The organism is Flavobacterium sp. IMCC34518, assembly GCF_027111095.2.
GTDB classification, from domain to species: Bacteria; Bacteroidota; Bacteroidia; order Flavobacteriales; family Flavobacteriaceae; genus Flavobacterium; species Flavobacterium praedii.
The window spans coordinates 77,007-94,928 of sequence record NZ_CP114284.2 but is presented as its reverse complement, the minus strand read 5'-3'; the positions used below and the strand labels follow the sequence as shown (position 1 = coordinate 94,928).

Genomic DNA, 17,922 nt, shown 5'->3' with positions numbered 1-17,922 from the left:
AAAGTTTAATATTTTTATTATGGAAGATAAAAAGCGAGCAATTGCATGGGCTAAAAATTATTTGAGGGGAGAAGATATTTCAAATGCAATTGATTTTGATTATTTATACCAAAACCTGATTCAGTACGAGCAATATGGATATGCTACAGAAATTTTATTAAAAAAGATAGAGGATAATGAAGATCAAGGCGTTGAAATTAAATTATCAAAATATCAGGATTTAGCCGATAATATATACAAAGACAGCACTTTATCTTCCTATTTTAAATTTGATAAAGCCATCAATGTACTCAAATCTTTTTGTGACTTAGAGCAGACAAAAAATTCCAGAACTCTCGGAATTGCGGGTGCTATTTATAAGAGTAAATGGAAGTTTGATCATCAGTTTCACAATTTATTGCAATCGAGAGCTTACTATAAAAAAGGGTACTTGATATGGAAAAATAAAACCCATAAAACCATTCAAACCGAGTCAGATTGTATTAATACAGCGGTGCATTATGCTCATTTGAATGAATTAATTGTAATTGAAAATCTTGAAGGACTCTCCGATTCTTCTGAAATAACTTCAGAGACTCTCGATCGTTTTGAAACCGCTCAGGCGACTAGAAGAGAGATTATTCAAGGATATTTAATGGATTCCGAAGAAGTAATTTTTAAGGATGGAATTGAAGCCAAGGAGAAACTTTATGTGGCTTTGGCTGAAGCTTTTTTTGGTTTGCGAATGTATAAAAAAGCACTTCATTTCATTAAACTTTATACTCAAGACAAAACTGAAAATTGGCAAATAAAATCCTTTAGCAAACAGCTTTATAATTTGGCCAATTATCAAACTTTAGAAAAAAATCAAAAATCAACCAACAAAGATCCTTTTTACAAGCATGAAATTGACGACATTTTAATTAAGGAATGCTTAATTGCTCTAAATGTTCAATTGGAAGATAAAGAGACTGCAATTAGTGAAAAACCAAAGCAACAAAATAAGTTGGGAATAGGACTTTCTGGAGGTGGTTTTAGAGCCGCTTTGTTTCATATTGGCGTATTGGCAGCTTTGGCCGAAAAAAATAAATTAAAAGATATTGAAGTTATTTCTTGTGTGTCAGGTGGTTCTATTATTGGTGCTTTTTATTATTTAAAAATAAAACATTTGTATGAAAGTAAAGCCGATGAAGCTATTGTTCAAGAAGATTATATCCAAATTGTAAAAGAAATTGAATCTGAATTTTTGACAGCAGTTCAAGAAAACTTGAGAATGCGATTGTTAACTAGTTTCTCCGACAATATCAAAATGTGGAAGGGAGAATCGTATTCGCGTTCCCATCGATTGGGAGAATTGTACGAAGAGTATTTTTATAAACCACTTTTTTATAAAAATTCAAATTCAAAGGAGGAAAAACCAATATATATGAGTGATTTGTTTATTACTCCTTTTGGTGATCTAAAATTTAAATTAAACGAAGATAATTGGAAAAGATCGAATAAAGTTCCTCAACTCATTTTAAATTCTACGGCAGTAAATACAGGGCATAACTGGCAGTTTACCGCTTCTTGGATGGGGGAACCACCCACTTATATTTCAGATGATTTTGACGTAAAACCCCGTTTGAGAAGAATGTATTATGAAAATGCTCCAGAACCATATCAAAAATTCCGATTGGGGTATGCAGTTGCAGCATCATCTTGTGTTCCTATTTTATTTCAGCCATTAGTTTTAAAAGGGTTGTATAAAAATTTAGATTTAGAATTAATAGACGGAGGAGTTCATGACAATCAAGGTATTGCTTCGATATTGGAACAAGAATGCAACGAAATTATTGTAAGCGATGCCAGTGCCCAAATGCCTGACAATGCCGTACATACAGCAAATGCAATGTCTTTGTTTTTTAGAGTCGACACTATATTACAGGAACGGTTACGTGAAATTCAATTGTTGGATTTAAAATCCCGAAAATACACTTCAATTGTCAATAAACTTTCTATTGTTCATTTAAAAAACGGGTTGGCACAATTGCCTGTGAGTTGGATAAACTGTACCGATGTGAATCGAAGTATTAGTTATGACAAAGAAATTGAGGACGAAAATGCTTTGTTGAAATTTGGATTGATGAAGAAAATTCAGAAAGGCTTAAGCGAAGTTCGAACTGATCTGGATTCTTTTAATGATCTTGAAGCATATGCTTTAATGTATAGTGGTTACAAACAAATGATGCATGAGAGTAACTCTTTTAATGTAAAGAATGAGAATTGGGATTTCTTAAAAGTGGCTGAGTTTTGTTCTATTCCTGCAAAAGAAAAACAATTGGTAAATCAATTAAAAGTAAGTTGTTTTGTGCCATTTAAGATAGTAAGAATGTCAAAGTGGTTGCGATTCTCTGTATTATTCATTGGGGGATTGCTCTTGATTTTCTTACTTAGTTATTTAATATTGAATTGGAATAATGCAAAACCTTGGGGCCAAATAGATATTACCTACAATTTTATTGGATTCACATTGATTGTTTTTTTAATTGGATTTTTATCTAAGTTTTTGGCAAATGTCATCAATATTGAAACGGTAGTGAAGAAAAAAATAGGCTTCTTTTTATTAATCACTGTTGGTTGGGCCATCTCAAATTTATACCTAGTATTTATTAATCCATGGTACAATAAAATGGGTGAAATGAAGTAATGTTATAGAGTAGCAAAAAACACATTCTATTTGTAATAAAGGGCTTTTATATTCAAATAGTTTTAGTCCCTTTTTTTATTTGTAAAATTTACTGTTTTACGTTGTATATCATAGTTTTAATCCCTAAAAATGCTTAAATTTGAGTGTGAAATGTTTGTTTTTTTTTAAATAAAATTTGCATCTAAATTATTGTAAAATGGCATTTATAGATTATTATAAAGTATTAGAAATTGATAAAAGCGCTTCTGAAACGGATGTAAAAAAAGCGTATCGAAGATTAGCACGCAAATACCATCCCGATTTAAATCCCAACGATAAAGAAGCGGAGAAAAAATTCAAAGAACTCAATGAAGCCAATGCCGTTTTGAGCAATCCTGAGAATCGTAAAAAATACGATCAGTATGGCGAAAATTGGGAACATGGTGAGGAATATGAAAAAGCCAGACAGCAACAACAACGATATCAAAGTGAAGGAGGTCAACAAACTGGTTTTGGTGGTGGTGGCGACTATTCTGATTTTTTTGAATCGATGTTTGGAGGAGGAGCTTCAAGAGGCAGAGGTCGAACAACCGCTTTTAAAGGTCAGGATTTTAATGCCGAATTGCATTTGGACTTGAAAGATGTTTATACTACTCACAAACGCACGCTTACTATCAACGGAAAAAACATACGCTTAACCATTCCAGCGGGTGTTGAAAATGGTCAGGTTATAAAGATCCCAGGACAAGGTGGAGAAGGAGCCAGTGGAGGACCAAAAGGGGATTTGTACCTAACTTTCAATATCGAAAATCATACCAATTTCAAATTGGATCAACATAATTTATATTCAACGGTAGATTTGGATGTGTACACTGCCATTTTGGGAGGCGAAATAACAGCCAATACCTTTGATGGGAAAGTGAAATTAACTGTAAAACCTGGTACGCAAAACGGCACTAAAGTAAAATTGAAAGGCAAAGGTTTTCCCATATATAAAAGGGAAGGGGAGTATGGGGATTTATATATTTCTTACCAAATTTTGGTACCGACAAACCTTATACAGAAAGAAAAAGAGTTATTTGAAGAACTAGCGAAGCTTAGAACATTATGAAAACCGATGACAAAATCCTTTTGCAAAAAGTTAGCGCTCACTATCAAGTAGAGCTATCATTTTTTAACCATCTTCATGATTTGGGCCTGATAGAAATTGAGATCATGGAACAGTCACCTTATATACATGAAAATCAAATGCATAATTTAGAGCGAATGATTCGGTTGCACAACGAATTGGAAGTAAATCCAGAAGGTATTGATGTGATTTTTAATCTTTTGCAAAAAATAGATCATTTGCAAAAAGAATTAATTGCAACTCATAACCGACTTCGATTATTTGAGAATTAAAAAGAAAAATATATTTCAATGGATATGGAGTACGGCATTGAAAATTAATGGATATAAGTAAAGTTGAATAGCATTCTCAATAGAAATTAATCACAAAATAGAATGAATACTATTTCTAGAATCATTGAAGCATTCAAAAGTTTTCTCCTTGAAATTGGTGAACTTTCGGATTTTGCTGGTCGTTTTTTCAAAGAAGTTTTCAAGCCGCCATTAGAATTTAAAGAATTCCTCCGACAATGTTATAATATGGGAAACCGTTCTTTGTTATTAGTTGGCGTAACGGGTTTTATTATTGGATTGGTTTTTACTTTGCAATCTCGTCCTACTTTGCAACAATTTGGTGCCGTTTCTTGGATTCCAGCGATGGTAAGCGTTTCTATTCTTAGAGAAATTGGACCTATTATCACTGCTTTGATTTGTGCGGGACGAATTGGCTCAGGAATCGGAGCCGAATTGGGCTCTATGCGTGTGACGGAACAAATAGACGCAATGGAAGTTTCGGGAACCAATCCCTTTAAATATTTAGTGGTTACCAGGATTTTAGCAACCACTTTGATGTTGCCAATTTTAGTATTTATTGGAGATGGTGTGGCGCTTTTGGGTTCCTTTTTGGTCGAAAATTTAAAAGGAGATGTCTCGCTTTTGTTATATTTTACTCAGGTTTTCAATCATCTGGAATTTTTTGATGTCATCCCTTCTACCATAAAAACTTTCTTTTTTGGTTTTGCAATAGGATTAGTTGGTTGTTTTAAAGGGTATTATTGCAAAAAAGGAACGGCAGGAGTTGGGTTAGCAGCTAATTCTGCTGTTGTTTTTTCATCGATGTTACTTTTTATAATTGATTTTATTGCTGTTTTTGTATCTAATATTTTTTATGATGTCTAGTCCAATGGAATCAAATAGTAAAAACACAAAAGCCATAGTTGTCATCAAAGATTTGAAAAAAAGCTTTGGTACCAATTGTGTTTTGGATGGATTCAATCTAGAATTATTTCAAGGAGAAAATTTAGTGGTCATGGGAAAATCGGGTTCAGGAAAATCGGTGATGATTAAATGCCTCATAGGATTGGAAGAAGCAGATGCGGGAAGTATTGAAGTAATGGGAAAAGATATCAAACAACTTTCTAGAGAGACACTTGATGAACTCAGGACAGAAGTAGGCTTCCTTTTTCAAGGGAGCGCTTTATATGATTCCATGTCGGTACGGGAAAATTTGGAATTTCCTTTGCGGCGACACACCAAAAAATTTGGATTCATAAATGATACGACACCCTTGGTAATGGAAGCTTTAGAAAGTGTAGGATTGGTAAATACAATGAATTTGATGCCCAATGAACTTTCAGGTGGGATGAAGCGCAGAATTGCTTTGGCCAGAACCTTAATTTTGAAACCAAAAATTATTTTATACGATGAACCTACAACAGGATTGGATCCAATTACCTCAAAAGAAATTTTAATGCTAATGGTATCCGTTCAAAAAAAATACAATACATCATCCATAATTATAACACATGATGTCGATTGTGCTAGAATGATATCCAATCGAATGATTTTATTAATTGACGGAATTAATTATGCCGAAGGAACTTATGAAGCATTATTAAGCTCCAAAGATCCAAAAGTACAAGCATTCTTTAAATGAGAGGCTAAGCGCCTAAGCTATTAAGCTGCAAAAATGCAAGTAATTTAATCTTAGTAACTTATAATCTTAGTGATTTAGAAACTAATATAAATAAAATGGAAAAAACTGCTTCAGAGAAAATTAAATTGGGCTTTTTTGTTATTTCAGGATTAATGCTTTTTGTTCTAGTAGTTTATTTTATTGGCAACAAGCAAAAAATGTTTGGGAGTACAGATCATATTACAGCCATTTTTAGTAATGTTAATGGATTACAATTAGGCAACAATGTTCGCTATTCAGGAGTTAATATTGGAACCGTTCGAGCGATCGAAATGGTAAATGATACGACTATCAATGTAGATATGATTATTGATAAATCTATTTTTCCACATATTAAAAAAAATGCTTTGGCAAGCATAGGTTCAGATGGTTTGGTTGGGAGTATGGTAATTAATATAATGCCAGGGAAGGGGGATCAACAACAAATTCAACCCGGTGATGTCATACAATCCTCAGATCGTGTTCGTACGGAGGAATTATTAAACACATTGAGTGTAACCAATAAAAATGCGGCTTTACTCACCGCAGATTTGCTAAAAATCACTAAAGAGATAACGCAAGGAAAAGGAACATTGGGAACATTGGTCAATGATACTCTTATGGCATCCGATTTGAAACAAACCATGAATTATCTTAAAATGACAAGTAAAGGAACAAGTGATGTTGTAGAGAATCTTAATAAAACAGTTATGGCTTTGGGAAATAAAAACAGTGTGATAGGGGTTTTAAATGATCCTGCTGTAGCCCAAAAAATAAAAACAATCGTAGTCAATTTGGACCAATCAAGTCAAGAGATAAACAAAGTGGTAACCAATTTAAATACCACGGTTTTGAATATCAAAAACGGAGATGGCGCAATCAATTATTTGTCTAATGATCCTCATTTGGTCAAAAAAATAGATTCCACTATGACAAACCTTAATAAAGCGACTATTCTGCTAAATGAAGATTTAGAAGCTATGAAACACAGTTTTTTATTGAGAGGCTATTTCAAAAAACAAGAAAAGGAAAAAAAGAAATTCGAATAGTTATTATTGATTACTATTCGAATTTCTTTTTAAATTTGATATATCTGTAAAAAAAGAGCTAAAAAACCTATTTACAAATTCCGTCGATCCATTGAAACAATTCTTCCAAATCGTAATCGCCACTATGCGGTTTTTGCCAAGGTAATGCTAAGTCTACTTGAAGATTATTGTTTTCTAATAAAGTAGCTAACATCACCGAAATACCAAGTCCTGTATCTTTGTCATTAGACCCGTGTCGAATGCGCCAATGCTTAGAAGTCGCCACTCCCGAAACACCAATGTAGTGCATCGGGTTCATCATTTTTACCAATTGATCATCAGCAGTGGTTGCTGTAACGGTTGAATGTGTTTTACTAAATGGCGTAAAATGTTGGTTATCGATTGTTGTGGTTCCAAAAAGTTGCGTTTCTGGACTTGAAAGGTCTAAAGCATCAAAAGCGGGCGGTGTTTTTTGTCGGCCTATAAAGATTAAATACGCTTCGTAATCTAGTCCCACTACTTTTGATTGGGCTACCTTTACAAATGGAAATTCAGATAAATCAACACCCGAATCTAGTGCTTTTTGGGCAGATGCCATCACATACGATTGAACTAAGGTTTTAAACGTACCATTCCCGTTTTTGTCCAATGACAGTAGGTTGCCCTTTTTATCTTTTAGCTGTAAACTATTTAAATAGTCAAGGAATAACTCCTTTAATTCGTTGGATACTTTTATTTGATCAGCTGTCAATTCTTGTGGTTGCGCATTGTTTTTGGCAAATGGCCCTCCTTTTTTATAGGTATTTATTCCGTTGAATTGCCATTCGTACGTCATATCAGCTTGTTCTAGATTGGTGATCGGACAGTAAGCGGATACTGCAAAAATAGCGTCACTCGCCTTTGCCGCACCAATAGCATTCAAATAAGGCTCATAATCTAAGGCCTCTCCGGTAGCTCCTAACAAGGTAGACATGGCGCCACCCGCACTCGTTCCGTTTGAAATTATTTTGTTGGCATCGCCAGGCATTACAGCATCATTAAATTTTAAATAGCGAACCGCAGCTTTCAAATCTACAATTCCCGCAGGTGCTTTACCTGTGAAATTCCCGTTTTGATCTTTTAAAGTTCTTCCCCTCACTCCCGGCGAAGCTACTACATATCCTCTGGCTAATGCAGCAACAACAGTCAACGGTTTTGATGGCATTCTTTCTCTCATCGGAGGTAATCCTTCTGGCGGTCTGTTGCCCATAGTAGGCATTTCGCCGTTCATGGGTGGACGCATTCCCATCGGGTTATCTTTGGTCGTGGCTGGTTTGGCGGGCATGTATCCTCCAACTTTATTTGGAAAGAAAATAGGGGCAGTTTGAGCGGTATAGCCATTTACCGTTTGATTGTTAAAGTAGGCTTCAGGGATATAAATATTCATTTTTTGATACGCCGTATCTACTGGATTGCTTACATAAATCCTATTTTCAAAGGCTCTTACTTTGATCGTTTTTCCTTCGATTGTTAATTCTTGTGATTGAAATGTACTGGTGTCCAATTTCAAACTAACCGCTTGGGATTGTGCTTTTGCAGTAGCAATACTGCCTATACTTATTGCACACAAAATGATTGTTTTTTTCATATTTTTAAATTTAAGTTTAAAGAAACTATTTATTTCCGAGTGTATATTCTGCAGCACATTGATGCACTGCTCTTTTTATTGTTGATGCAACATTTCAACCATTTAGCAGAAACGCTACCCTTTTAACCAATCTTTAAAATCTTTGCAGTTATCTTTGCTAATCAGTATTTCTTCGTGTTTTATGGTGGCCAAAATTTTTAGTTTGCCTCCAAAATAGTTTTCAATTTCTTTTATGTACTTTCTTTGAATAATGAATTGTCTGTTGGCTCTATAAAAATGATGTCGCGGTAATAGGTCTTCGATCTGGTTTAAACTCTCATTTAACAACCATTTATGATTTTCTGTATGCGCAAAAACGGACTGATGACTCAAACTAAAGTACACCACGTCTTCTGTTTTTACGGGAATAATCTTGTCTCTAGCATAAGAAATTAAAGTGGGAAACTTATTTTCTTTGTTTTTCAAAAGTTCTCGAAATAGCTCTTCAGAAAATTGTAATGAAGGAGAGGGAGCTTTTTTTAAGCTTTTGAATTTTTCGATAGCCGAACTCAATTCTTTATTCGAAAAAGGCTTCAAAAGATATTCAATTCCATAATTTTTAAAAGCTTTTAGCAAATATTCATCATAAGCAGTGGTAAAAATAATTGGCGTTGTGATCGAAAATCGCTCGAATATTTCAAATGAAATCCCGTCTAACAACTGTATGTCGGATAAAATGAAATCCAAAGGTTTATTTTCATTGGCCGCAAACCACTCCATGCCTTCTTTTACACTTTTAATTTCCGTCACAATTTCGAAGGAATCTTCGAGTTCGTTGAGCATTCTTTTGATGCGAGTAACGGCTAACTTTTCGTCCTCAATGATGATGATTTTAAAATTCATTTTCCTTGATTTTTAATGGAATTTTCACTTCAAATAAGCTATCTGTTTCTTGAATTAGGATCGATTTTTGGAGCAACAACTGACATCTTTTTTCAATATTGGCCAATCCAATTCCTAAACTATCGACTTCGATACTGTTTTTTTTGTTTAATGAATTAGCGATTACAAAATAGGACTTATCGCTTGATAACGAAATAGTTATTTTCATATGCTCCACATTATTGTGTTTGACGATATTTTCTAAAACCACTAAAGTACACAATGAAGGAATCGAAAAAGCACTGGCATCGGTTAGTGTTTGAGTCACCGTTATGGTAGTATCGAATCGAATTTTTAAAAGAAATAAATAGGAAGAAACAAAGTTAATTTCTTCTTCTAAGTCAATAATTGCTCTTTCTTGATTGGTTAAAACATACCGAAAAATATTGGATAAATGCTGAATGTACTGATCGCTTTTTTGAACATCGATATGAATTAATTCGGCCAAAACATTCAAACTATTAAAAAAGAAATGCGGTTGTAACTGAGCCGTTAAATTTTTTAATTGCAACTGCAAGGTTTGGTTTTCTAAGTCTCGCACTTTGATTTTATACGTGGACTCGGCTGCCATTTTTCTTAAAAAAGAAACCACCCAAAAAGTAACTAGCACAATAATCGCATGACGTACTAGATCTATTCCAGCAATGACTGCAAAGGGTGGTTTGTTTAAAAAAATCTTGTTCCAAAATGGAATTCTAATCATTATATTAATCCCAAATAAAATAAAATTTAGCACTGCAGTAAGCCAAACCCTTCTCCAAACCGTAACCTCCTTAGATTGTAACCAATTTTGGAAAAATAAATTACAAAAAGTGATAAAAAAAGCTGTAGCAAACAAGATCACTTTATCCAAAATCTCATAATTGCTGTGATGTGCAATTAAAATTAGCATAGGTGATAACGACAATAGAATGGCTATAGCCAGGGCAAGGAAAAAGAATGTTTTTGTAGGGAATTTATACATAGCATAAAAATCTGCAAGACGTAACATCTTGCAGATAAATTTAGGGTTATTTTAGTTTAGAATCAAAAAATGAAATGGCTTTGTTTAGATTGGCATCGGTACTAAATAAAGCACCACCGTGACCAGCTCCTTCAATCAATTCATAGCCTACTTTGCTCTCTCCCAAAACGGCCTTCAAATCATTGTAGAAATTGAAACTTTGAGTGTATGGAATTAAAGGATCTACACTTCCGGCTTGAATCCAAAAGGGAGGATCATTTGCATCAATATATTTACCAGGATTGGCTTTGTTTACCAGTGCAATATTCTCTGGATTATTTGCATCAGCAATTCCTAGATATTGAGATTCATTGGCAACATTGTAGGTTGTAGGGAAACCTAAAGCTAAGGCTTCTGGTACCATACTTGCAAAATTAATAGGACCAAACCAATCGATAGTTGCCTGCACCGTTGAAGAAGTCGTTAAATAAGTTCCTTGAGTACCTTCTAAAAACGTATCTCCGCCAGAGGTTCCAATGATTGCCGAAAGATTTCCCCCAGCTGATGACCCCCAAGATCCAATTTTATTTGGATTGATTTTGTAAGTGGTTGCATTGGCTCTAACAAATCGAATCGCCGCCTTACAATCATGAACTGCTGCTGGGAAAACCGCTTCGCCACTCAATCTATAATTAACGGATATTGCAACGTACCCATTTGATACTAATTTCGCAGCGTTTGCAGATTCCATTCCTTTATCTCCTGCTTTAAAAGCGCCACCATGTATTAGCACTACTGCGGGAAATGGCCCCACACCTGCAGGTACATAAATATCTATCTTTTGTGCACTTGATGTGGTTGCGTAAGCTACATCTTTAAAGGTTTGCGCATCGGTAGTTGCAGGAGGAGTTGTTGTAGTGGTATCGGTATTGGTACTTTTATCCTCATTTGAACATGAGAATAATGAAAAACCAGCTAATACTACCAAAAACATAAATTTTGCTTTCTTGATCATCATTTTAAAATTTTGTTGTTACTAATGACGCAAAAGTAAAAGCTATTTGAAGTGGCTTTTGATCTATCTTTATGAAGCCGAATTATAGCCATTAAAGCAGAAATAGTTGCTTTTTAAATGCTTTTTAATCCTTCAATCAATAAATCAATATCTTCTTTGGTGTTAAAATGGCTTAATGAAATTCGTAAACTTGGTTTTTTCAGATCTTCTTGGGTGAGCATTTCAGCCAAAACATGTGAAGGTCTAATACTTCCAGATTGACAGGCACTGCCTCTTGAAACGGCAATTCCTTTCATATCTAAACTGAATACTATCATCGAAGTTTTATCGGCTGTAAAGGGTAACGTCACATTGACAATGTTATAAAAAGTGTTTTCACCATTAAATTTTGAATCTGGGAAATCAGTTTTTAAGCGTTCCTTTAAGTATGTTTTTAAATCGGATATATAATTTCTGTCTTGATCTAAATTGGTATAGGAAAGCGCTAATGCTTTTGCCATTCCTGCAATTTGATGTAGGGCTTCGGTTCCTGGTCGTTGTCCTTTTTCTTGCTCACCACCAAAAAACAAAGGTTGCAATCCTGAATTTTTTCGAACAAAAGCAAAACCAACTCCCTTTGGACCATGAAATTTATGTGCACTCGCCACTATAAAATCTATAGGTGTTTGTTGCAAATTAATTTCTGTTTTTCCAATAGATTGTACTGTGTCTGAATGAAATAACACATCATGTTCTTTGCAAATCTGGCTCACTCTGCCCAAATCCAAAATAGTTCCTGTCTCATTGTTAACATGCATTAAGGAAACCAAAGTCTTTTTTTCTTCCGATAATAATTCAACCAAATGTGTTAAATCTACTTCACCATCGGATTTTATATTTACAAAATCAACTTGAATTCCGTATTCATTTTGTAATGCCATAGCAGTATGTAAAACCGCGTGATGTTCTATTTTACTGGTAATGATTCTAGTTACTTTCAAATCTTTTACAGCAGATCGAAGAATCCAATTGTTGGCTTCAGTACCACAAGAGGTGAAAATGATTTCAGCAGCTGTTGCGTTTAATTGCTTGGCAATTGATTTTCTGGAAAGTTCTAAGATACTTTTGGCATTGCGACCTAAACTGTGAGTAGAGGAAGGATTTCCATAATCTTCGGTCAATATTTTGGTCATTTCTACGATTACTTCTGGATAAAGTGGAGTAGTAGATGCATTATCGAGATATACTTTTTTCATTTTATTTAAATAGATTTTGAACCCTCAACAATTATATTAGGTTTATTGTTTTGGCTAAAAATTATTTTTTTGTTAAAAACAATAATGGAGACCAAAATTAAGGAATAAGAAACTATTTGTACTAAAGTTACTTGCTCTTTAAAATAAAAAACAGCCAATCCAAAATTGATGATAGGATTAATATACATTAGAATCCCCACTGTTGATGAGTTGAGTCCTTTTAAAGCATACAAATTAAGAAAAAGAGGTATTATAGTAAAAAAGAGTACGATACAAAATAGGCATAGATAAAACAAAGGTTCTATTGGAATTGTGCCACTGTATTTTGGGTAAAAAGGTACTATTAAGAAAGCTATAAATAGTAGTTGTATGTTCAAAACCAAAAACTTATCAATCTCACTGTTTTTGCGTTGACTGACTAAATACAAAGCATAAGTAGAAGCCACAACCAAGCTATAGAAAATATCCTGAAAATGATTAAGTGACAAGAAAATACAAGCAACTACACTTATAGAAACCGCTAGCCATTGCCAATTACTTAATTTTTCATTTAGTAATAAGAATGCAAAAACAGTTGTTAAAATAGGACATATCAAGTAAGCCAAAGAACCTGCTTTTACACTGATATGATTGACCACATAGATGAAAATAAACCAATTAGAAGCTAATATAATACTTCCGACCAAAGTTAACACAATAATACTACGCTTTCTTTTGGTAGTCATGGAACAAAAATCATCCCAGTTTTTGCGAATTTTGGCTTTTCTAAAAGTAAGGTTTATTGCAGTCATTGTTAGTGCACTGAAAAATACTCTATAAAACAAGATGTCCAATGAAGGGTAATTTGAAATCGGTTTTAGTGCCAAACTAAAAAAGCCCCAGATGAAAAAGGCTGAAAAAGCAGCAAGATAATAGTAATATTTTTTCATGTAATAATTTTATTCGATGCAAAGATAATGATTTCTATAGTGAATCAGTTTCCAAAATGAAGTGGTTCAGATTCCAATTTAAAAGCGTTTTAAGACTCAGAATTTATCATAGTAAAAAAGACATAATCCGGATTTTGCATCAAACTTCTTAATGAATCTGGATTATTCTATACTTGGTATTGAATACAAATTTAGGTATAGTAGATTTCTAATGCGGAATCTGGGTTAAATGTTTCCTTTTTTTGTTTGTAAAGTTTAGGAAACAAATTAAAAATTCTATTTTTGTTGAAAATATAAAAGAATGAAACGATTTTTAGGGATTTGGTTTTGTGTAATTGCTTTGTCGGGCTGCGATGATGGAGATTTAAATGTAGATACAATTGATTTTACAGCAGTAACCGCCAAAAGCTGTACGGACAATAATCTTATATTTAAGCTCAAAGAAAGCGAAGCTTTGATTCTGAATTTACCCACTACTGTTTTTACCACTACACCGACACCTGTTGGAAGTCCATTGGAACTAAAAATTAATTCGGAGAATAAAGTAGTCTATAATTTTTATAATGGAAATGTTGCAGAAGGTAATGTATGTGATTTGATACCTCCAGCCAGTCCCAGTGTGAATAAGCAATTAACAGCCTCAGAGGGAACCATTCAAATTACAACTACGACTATTAAAACAGTTGACGAAAAAAACAATAGTACTCGAATTTCAGGTTATAATCACAATATAATTTTCAAGAATATAAAATTTATAAAATCAGATGGCACATTTCAGTTGTATGAGACGCTTGCTTTTGGAGATTATTATAAAGCATTAGATCCAAAAATACCGTTCAATTTTATAAGTACAGGATTAAAAATATGTTCAGATAAAAATAACGTTTACAAATTCAATGAGAGCGAATCATTAGTATTAGCGATTGATCCAACCTTAATAGTCAATGAAGTAACTCCTATTGGTTCTCCTAGAATTGGAACAATTGGACTTGTCAATAATAAGTTGACCTATAGTTTATTTAATGGACTTGTACCAACTGAATATTTTTGTGCAACAACAACGCCATCATTGCCAACCATTAACCAAACATGGCTCGGAAAAGCTGGAGGAACAATTGAAGTTACTACTACAACTAATGGACCAAAAAGTTTTGTACATACTATTGTTTTCAAAAATGTAACACTCGAAAAAGCGGGTAGTAATTTTCAACTGGGAGACAGTTACTCGTTTGGTGAGTTGCAAACACTTGTGCCGTAAAAGAGTTTTAATTTTATAAAAAAAAAACGTCAATGCTTGATTTATGCATTGACGTTTTTTATATAAAATCGGGTAAAAAATTATACAAATGGAATTGATAGTACTTATTTATTCTGTTTGAAATAAACTTCAGTTGCACCAGCACCATATTTTTGATAATTCGCATCCTGAAAAATGATGTTGTCATATCGGCCAAAAAGAAAATCCAATTCTGCTTTCAATATCCCTTCACCAACTCCATGAATGAAAACAATTTTTGGAATTCTGTTACGGATTGCAAATTCAATGTGGCGTTTGGCAGTGTCAGATTGCAAAGTCAAGATGTCATAATTTGACATGCCGCGTTTATTAGGAACCAATTTTTCGATATGTAAATCAAATTCTGGAACTGGTAATTCGTTTTTGTCTTTCTTCTCTTTTACAAAACTTCGTGGTTTCGGAATCTCTTTTTCTTTTTTGATTTCGTTGATGTTGATGCCTTTTATACCATCCATCAAATTTCCGGAATCAGCTATTTTGATAAGTTCGTTGGCTGCAAAATTCATCACAAAACCATCAACGGTTTCAATAGTTATAACATTGTCTTTGATCTTTAAAACAACCCCATCTACCGCTTCATCCAGCACCGAAACTTTATCTCCTTTATTGAACATCGTTTTCTTCTTTATCTTCGTTTTTACTCGGTGTTTTGCTACTCAATCGCATCATTCCCATCATGAATACAACAATGGCAATCACCATTACATAAATATTTTTTTCGGCACTTGCCTGCTCATAAAATGCCAAACCTATTGCCAAAAACAGTATTAGAATTACAATTTTTTTCATTATTTTCTTTTCAGATTTCAAAAATACTAAACTTTTTGGCTTTTTACGGTATTATTGGCTTTAACAAAAAGGCTGAATCGTAAAATAATAATTATCGGATTGATAGTAAAGTAAATAGTGAAATCTGATTATAAAAAGTATAGGTTGTTTTTTTATTGAAATATAACTCTTTTTTAACTTTTAGTAATTTATTTGGCATAGTTATTGTTCATTATTTTTGAATAAAAAAAGAATATTCTGAATAATCAGATAGGTATAAATTAAAAGATAGTTAAAATGAATTTTTTAGTAGAGTTAGGTATTGTGTTAGTGGTTTTAATACTAGTTTTATTTGTTTCTTTTTCTATTAGAAGAAATGAAGAGTTGGAATAATAAAATCGTTAGAAGTTTAAAAACCTCATTAAGTATTTTACTCTTATGAGGTTTTTTTATGACCAAAAATTAAATTCTTTTTTATATTGGGTGTAGTTTTTTTATCAATTACATGAAAAAGCGGTCAATCTTTAGTTATCGACTTATTTACTTAATAAACAGTTAAGGGTTAAATGTTAATGTGCGCAAATTCCCCTCTCGAGAGGGATAGGAGGTGTGTTTTTGTTTTAAAATCAAATATTTCATTTTCTTCTCGCTATGTTAAAGCATTTAGAGTTTTAAAAAAGTACGATAAAGCTTTAGTGGACTAGTTTTTATGTTTTTGTTTGTGTAAGAAACTCGATTTATTTATTCCAATCAATTTTACGGTACAAATACATGACAGCTGCAAGAATATCAAATAAACCTACGCTTCCCACCATTAAAGCATAGTTTTCTAATTGAATTTTTATAAAGATGAATGCGTATAATTATGTTAAAAAAATCAGGGATAAACTCCGGTAGTTTTCGCCTTTTAATATAGAAACTGGATAGAGCGAAATCAAAATCATAATTGCCAATGCTGCAATAAAGTAGGCTTTCATAAAACTAATGTGTTCTGTAATCTAAATTTTAATTTACATTAGTTTTTTACTTTTGTAAAGTACTTTGAAATTTAAAGTTAAAAACTAAAAAATAGATTATCCTTTATGAATTAATCTTTCAAGTGCAGCACTATGATCTTGAAAGGCTTTGCGACCATCTTTGGTTACTCTGTAACTTGTATTCGGTTTTTTTTCAATGAATTTTTTTTCAATTGTAATGTAATTTTCTAATTCTAAAGATTTGGTGTGACTGGCTAGATTGCCATCAGTTACCCCTAACAATTCTTTCAAAGTACTAAAATCTGCCGATTCATGGACCATCAAAACCGACATGATTCCAAGTCGTATGCGGTGGTCAAATGCTTTGTTTAAATTTTGAATAATAGTTTTCAAATCTTAGTAATTATGAATTATGGTGGTTACTGTTTTTGCATTTTCTAGGTTAAAAGGAGAAACAACACTCTCGTTTATCGGTATATTTTTTCCATACCTTTCAGCTAATAGAATTTGAACTTTTGGATCTTTTAAATTAAAATCTTTTAATTTTTGAAGCGGGCACAATTCGATTCCAGCTCCGTATTTGTATATTTTCCAAACCAATTCGGAGCAATATATTTTATCATCTGACCATTCAAAATAGGTATCGTAGTCTTTGTTTTTTAATTTATTTCCAAATGCTTTCATATTTTGAATCGTTTTTGAATTCAAAAGGGTTGTTGCATTTTTTAATCGAGTCACCACAAAATGGTTTTCTTTTCCGTGGGCAATCCATGTTTCAATCGGTGTAAATTTTACAGGTTGTACTGCTTCAAAAACATATTTATGACCATTCTCCATAAATATAATTCCACAATGTGAATATTTAGAATTAGTAGCTATTTGAATTGCCTCACATTGTTTGGATTGTGACGTTTGAAAAATCATATCGCCTTCTTGTATTTTATCCAATATGTTAACGGCACGTGGGCCAAAGAGAATATTTCCAAACATCGAATTGGCAATAAATAAAGCACATCCAAAGCTCATTAGAAAGGTAGTAATAGCAAAAATGTATTTTGTTTTTTTCATATGTAGATAATATTTGTTCTTTATAGGAATAGGGTATCACTAGATCTTCATTGGTGTTTTTATTTCATCGGTTACTATTTTGTTTTGGTATTTGATGATTTTCACTTGCGACAGCTTCTATTTTGGTGATTTCCTGCTTTGTTCCTTTTAAATTCTGATTTTTTTGTTTAAATATATCAACAGTAATCTTATTTGGGTTGTTTTTAAAATACAGCATACTACCATAAAGGATAGGATAAACTCCAAATCTCATTGTCCAAAACGCTAAGGCATATCCCGATAATTTGGTAACTATAAGATCTAAAATTATAATCGTTATGTCATTATTTTAGCTATGCCAAACAAAGATATAAAATGTAAAAAATTGTTTATCAAGTTCTTAATGGAGCTGATACCTTGCAAATGT

General features: G+C 33.0%; 17 protein-coding genes. 7 read left to right on the top strand and 10 right to left on the bottom strand.

Annotated elements, in window-relative coordinates; translation table 11 throughout:
- Window positions 1–19 precede the first annotated feature (19 nt).
- From OZP06_RS00425 to OZP06_RS00400, 6 genes are all read left to right on the top strand, one after another.
- Window positions 20–2,668 (top strand): patatin-like phospholipase family protein, encoded by a 2,649-nt coding sequence (locus OZP06_RS00425; RefSeq protein WP_269223150.1) that lies wholly within the window; start codon window positions 20–22, stop codon window positions 2,666–2,668.
- A 196-nt stretch (window positions 2,669–2,864) separates the two neighbouring features.
- A complete protein-coding gene (locus OZP06_RS00420; protein ID WP_269223149.1) occupies window positions 2,865–3,758 on the top strand; it encodes a J domain-containing protein in 894 nt (297 codons plus the stop codon).
- Window positions 3,755–4,048 (top strand): chaperone modulator CbpM, encoded by a 294-nt coding sequence (locus OZP06_RS00415; RefSeq protein ID WP_269223148.1) that lies wholly within the window; start codon window positions 3,755–3,757, stop codon window positions 4,046–4,048. The genes OZP06_RS00420 and OZP06_RS00415 overlap by 4 nt, the downstream gene beginning before the upstream one ends.
- Before the next feature lie 102 nt (window positions 4,049–4,150).
- Entirely contained in the window at window positions 4,151–4,933 is a 783-nt protein-coding gene (locus OZP06_RS00410) for an ABC transporter permease (RefSeq protein ID WP_269223147.1), read from the top strand.
- 4 nt (window positions 4,934–4,937) lie between these two features.
- A complete protein-coding gene (locus OZP06_RS00405; RefSeq protein ID WP_281239401.1) occupies window positions 4,938–5,690 on the top strand; it encodes an ATP-binding cassette domain-containing protein in 753 nt (250 codons plus the stop codon).
- Window positions 5,691–5,785: 95 nt separating this feature from the next.
- Window positions 5,786–6,757, top strand: a complete 972-nt coding sequence (locus OZP06_RS00400; RefSeq protein ID WP_281239402.1) for an MlaD family protein — start codon at window positions 5,786–5,788, stop codon at window positions 6,755–6,757.
- Window positions 6,758–6,824: 67 nt separating this feature from the next.
- On the opposite strand, the gene OZP06_RS00395 is transcribed toward OZP06_RS00400, so the two are convergent.
- The 6 genes from OZP06_RS00395 to OZP06_RS00370 all read right to left on the bottom strand — a co-directional run bounded on the left by OZP06_RS00395 (window position 6,825) and on the right by OZP06_RS00370 (window position 13,406).
- The gene (locus OZP06_RS00395; RefSeq protein WP_269223145.1) at window positions 6,825–8,363 is read right to left on the bottom strand and encodes a subtype B tannase; all 1,539 of its coding nucleotides are present in this window, start codon (window positions 8,361–8,363) and stop codon (window positions 6,825–6,827) included.
- Between the two features lie 114 nt (window positions 8,364–8,477).
- Window positions 8,478–9,245: a LytTR family DNA-binding domain-containing protein gene (locus OZP06_RS00390; RefSeq protein ID WP_269223144.1), complete on the bottom strand. Its 768-nt coding sequence runs from the start codon at window positions 9,243–9,245 to the stop codon at window positions 8,478–8,480.
- Entirely contained in the window at window positions 9,235–10,275 is a 1,041-nt protein-coding gene (locus OZP06_RS00385; RefSeq protein WP_281324077.1) for a sensor histidine kinase, read from the bottom strand. Before OZP06_RS00385 ends, OZP06_RS00390 begins: the two co-directional genes overlap by 11 nt.
- Before the next feature lie 19 nt (window positions 10,276–10,294).
- Window positions 10,295–11,245: an alpha/beta hydrolase gene (locus OZP06_RS00380; protein ID WP_269223142.1), complete on the bottom strand. Its 951-nt coding sequence runs from the start codon at window positions 11,243–11,245 to the stop codon at window positions 10,295–10,297.
- Window positions 11,246–11,355: 110 nt separating this feature from the next.
- Complete coding sequence (locus OZP06_RS00375) at window positions 11,356–12,477, bottom strand: cysteine desulfurase family protein (RefSeq protein ID WP_281324076.1); 1,122 nt, start codon at window positions 12,475–12,477, stop codon at window positions 11,356–11,358.
- A 5-nt stretch (window positions 12,478–12,482) separates the two neighbouring features.
- Entirely contained in the window at window positions 12,483–13,406 is a 924-nt protein-coding gene (locus tag OZP06_RS00370) for an EamA family transporter (protein WP_269223141.1), read from the bottom strand.
- A 301-nt stretch (window positions 13,407–13,707) separates the two neighbouring features.
- Here OZP06_RS00370 and OZP06_RS00365 point away from each other — a divergent pair, with 301 nt between their 5' ends.
- Window positions 13,708–14,664, top strand: a complete 957-nt coding sequence (locus OZP06_RS00365; RefSeq protein WP_269223140.1) for a hypothetical protein — start codon at window positions 13,708–13,710, stop codon at window positions 14,662–14,664.
- Between the two features lie 104 nt (window positions 14,665–14,768).
- On the opposite strand, the gene OZP06_RS00360 is transcribed toward OZP06_RS00365, so the two are convergent.
- From OZP06_RS00360 to OZP06_RS00345, 4 genes are all read right to left on the bottom strand, one after another.
- Window positions 14,769–15,317: a Smr/MutS family protein gene (locus OZP06_RS00360; RefSeq protein ID WP_269223139.1), complete on the bottom strand. Its 549-nt coding sequence runs from the start codon at window positions 15,315–15,317 to the stop codon at window positions 14,769–14,771.
- Window positions 15,307–15,492: a hypothetical protein gene (locus OZP06_RS00355; RefSeq protein WP_269223138.1), complete on the bottom strand. Its 186-nt coding sequence runs from the start codon at window positions 15,490–15,492 to the stop codon at window positions 15,307–15,309. Before OZP06_RS00355 ends, OZP06_RS00360 begins: the two co-directional genes overlap by 11 nt.
- A 1,052-nt stretch (window positions 15,493–16,544) precedes the next feature.
- The gene (locus tag OZP06_RS00350; protein WP_269223137.1) at window positions 16,545–16,841 is read right to left on the bottom strand and encodes a transcriptional regulator; all 297 of its coding nucleotides are present in this window, start codon (window positions 16,839–16,841) and stop codon (window positions 16,545–16,547) included.
- A gap of 3 nt (window positions 16,842–16,844) precedes the next feature.
- Window positions 16,845–17,516, bottom strand: a complete 672-nt coding sequence (locus OZP06_RS00345) for a YiiX family permuted papain-like enzyme (protein ID WP_269223136.1) — start codon at window positions 17,514–17,516, stop codon at window positions 16,845–16,847.
- Between the last annotated feature and the right edge of the window lie 406 nt (window positions 17,517–17,922).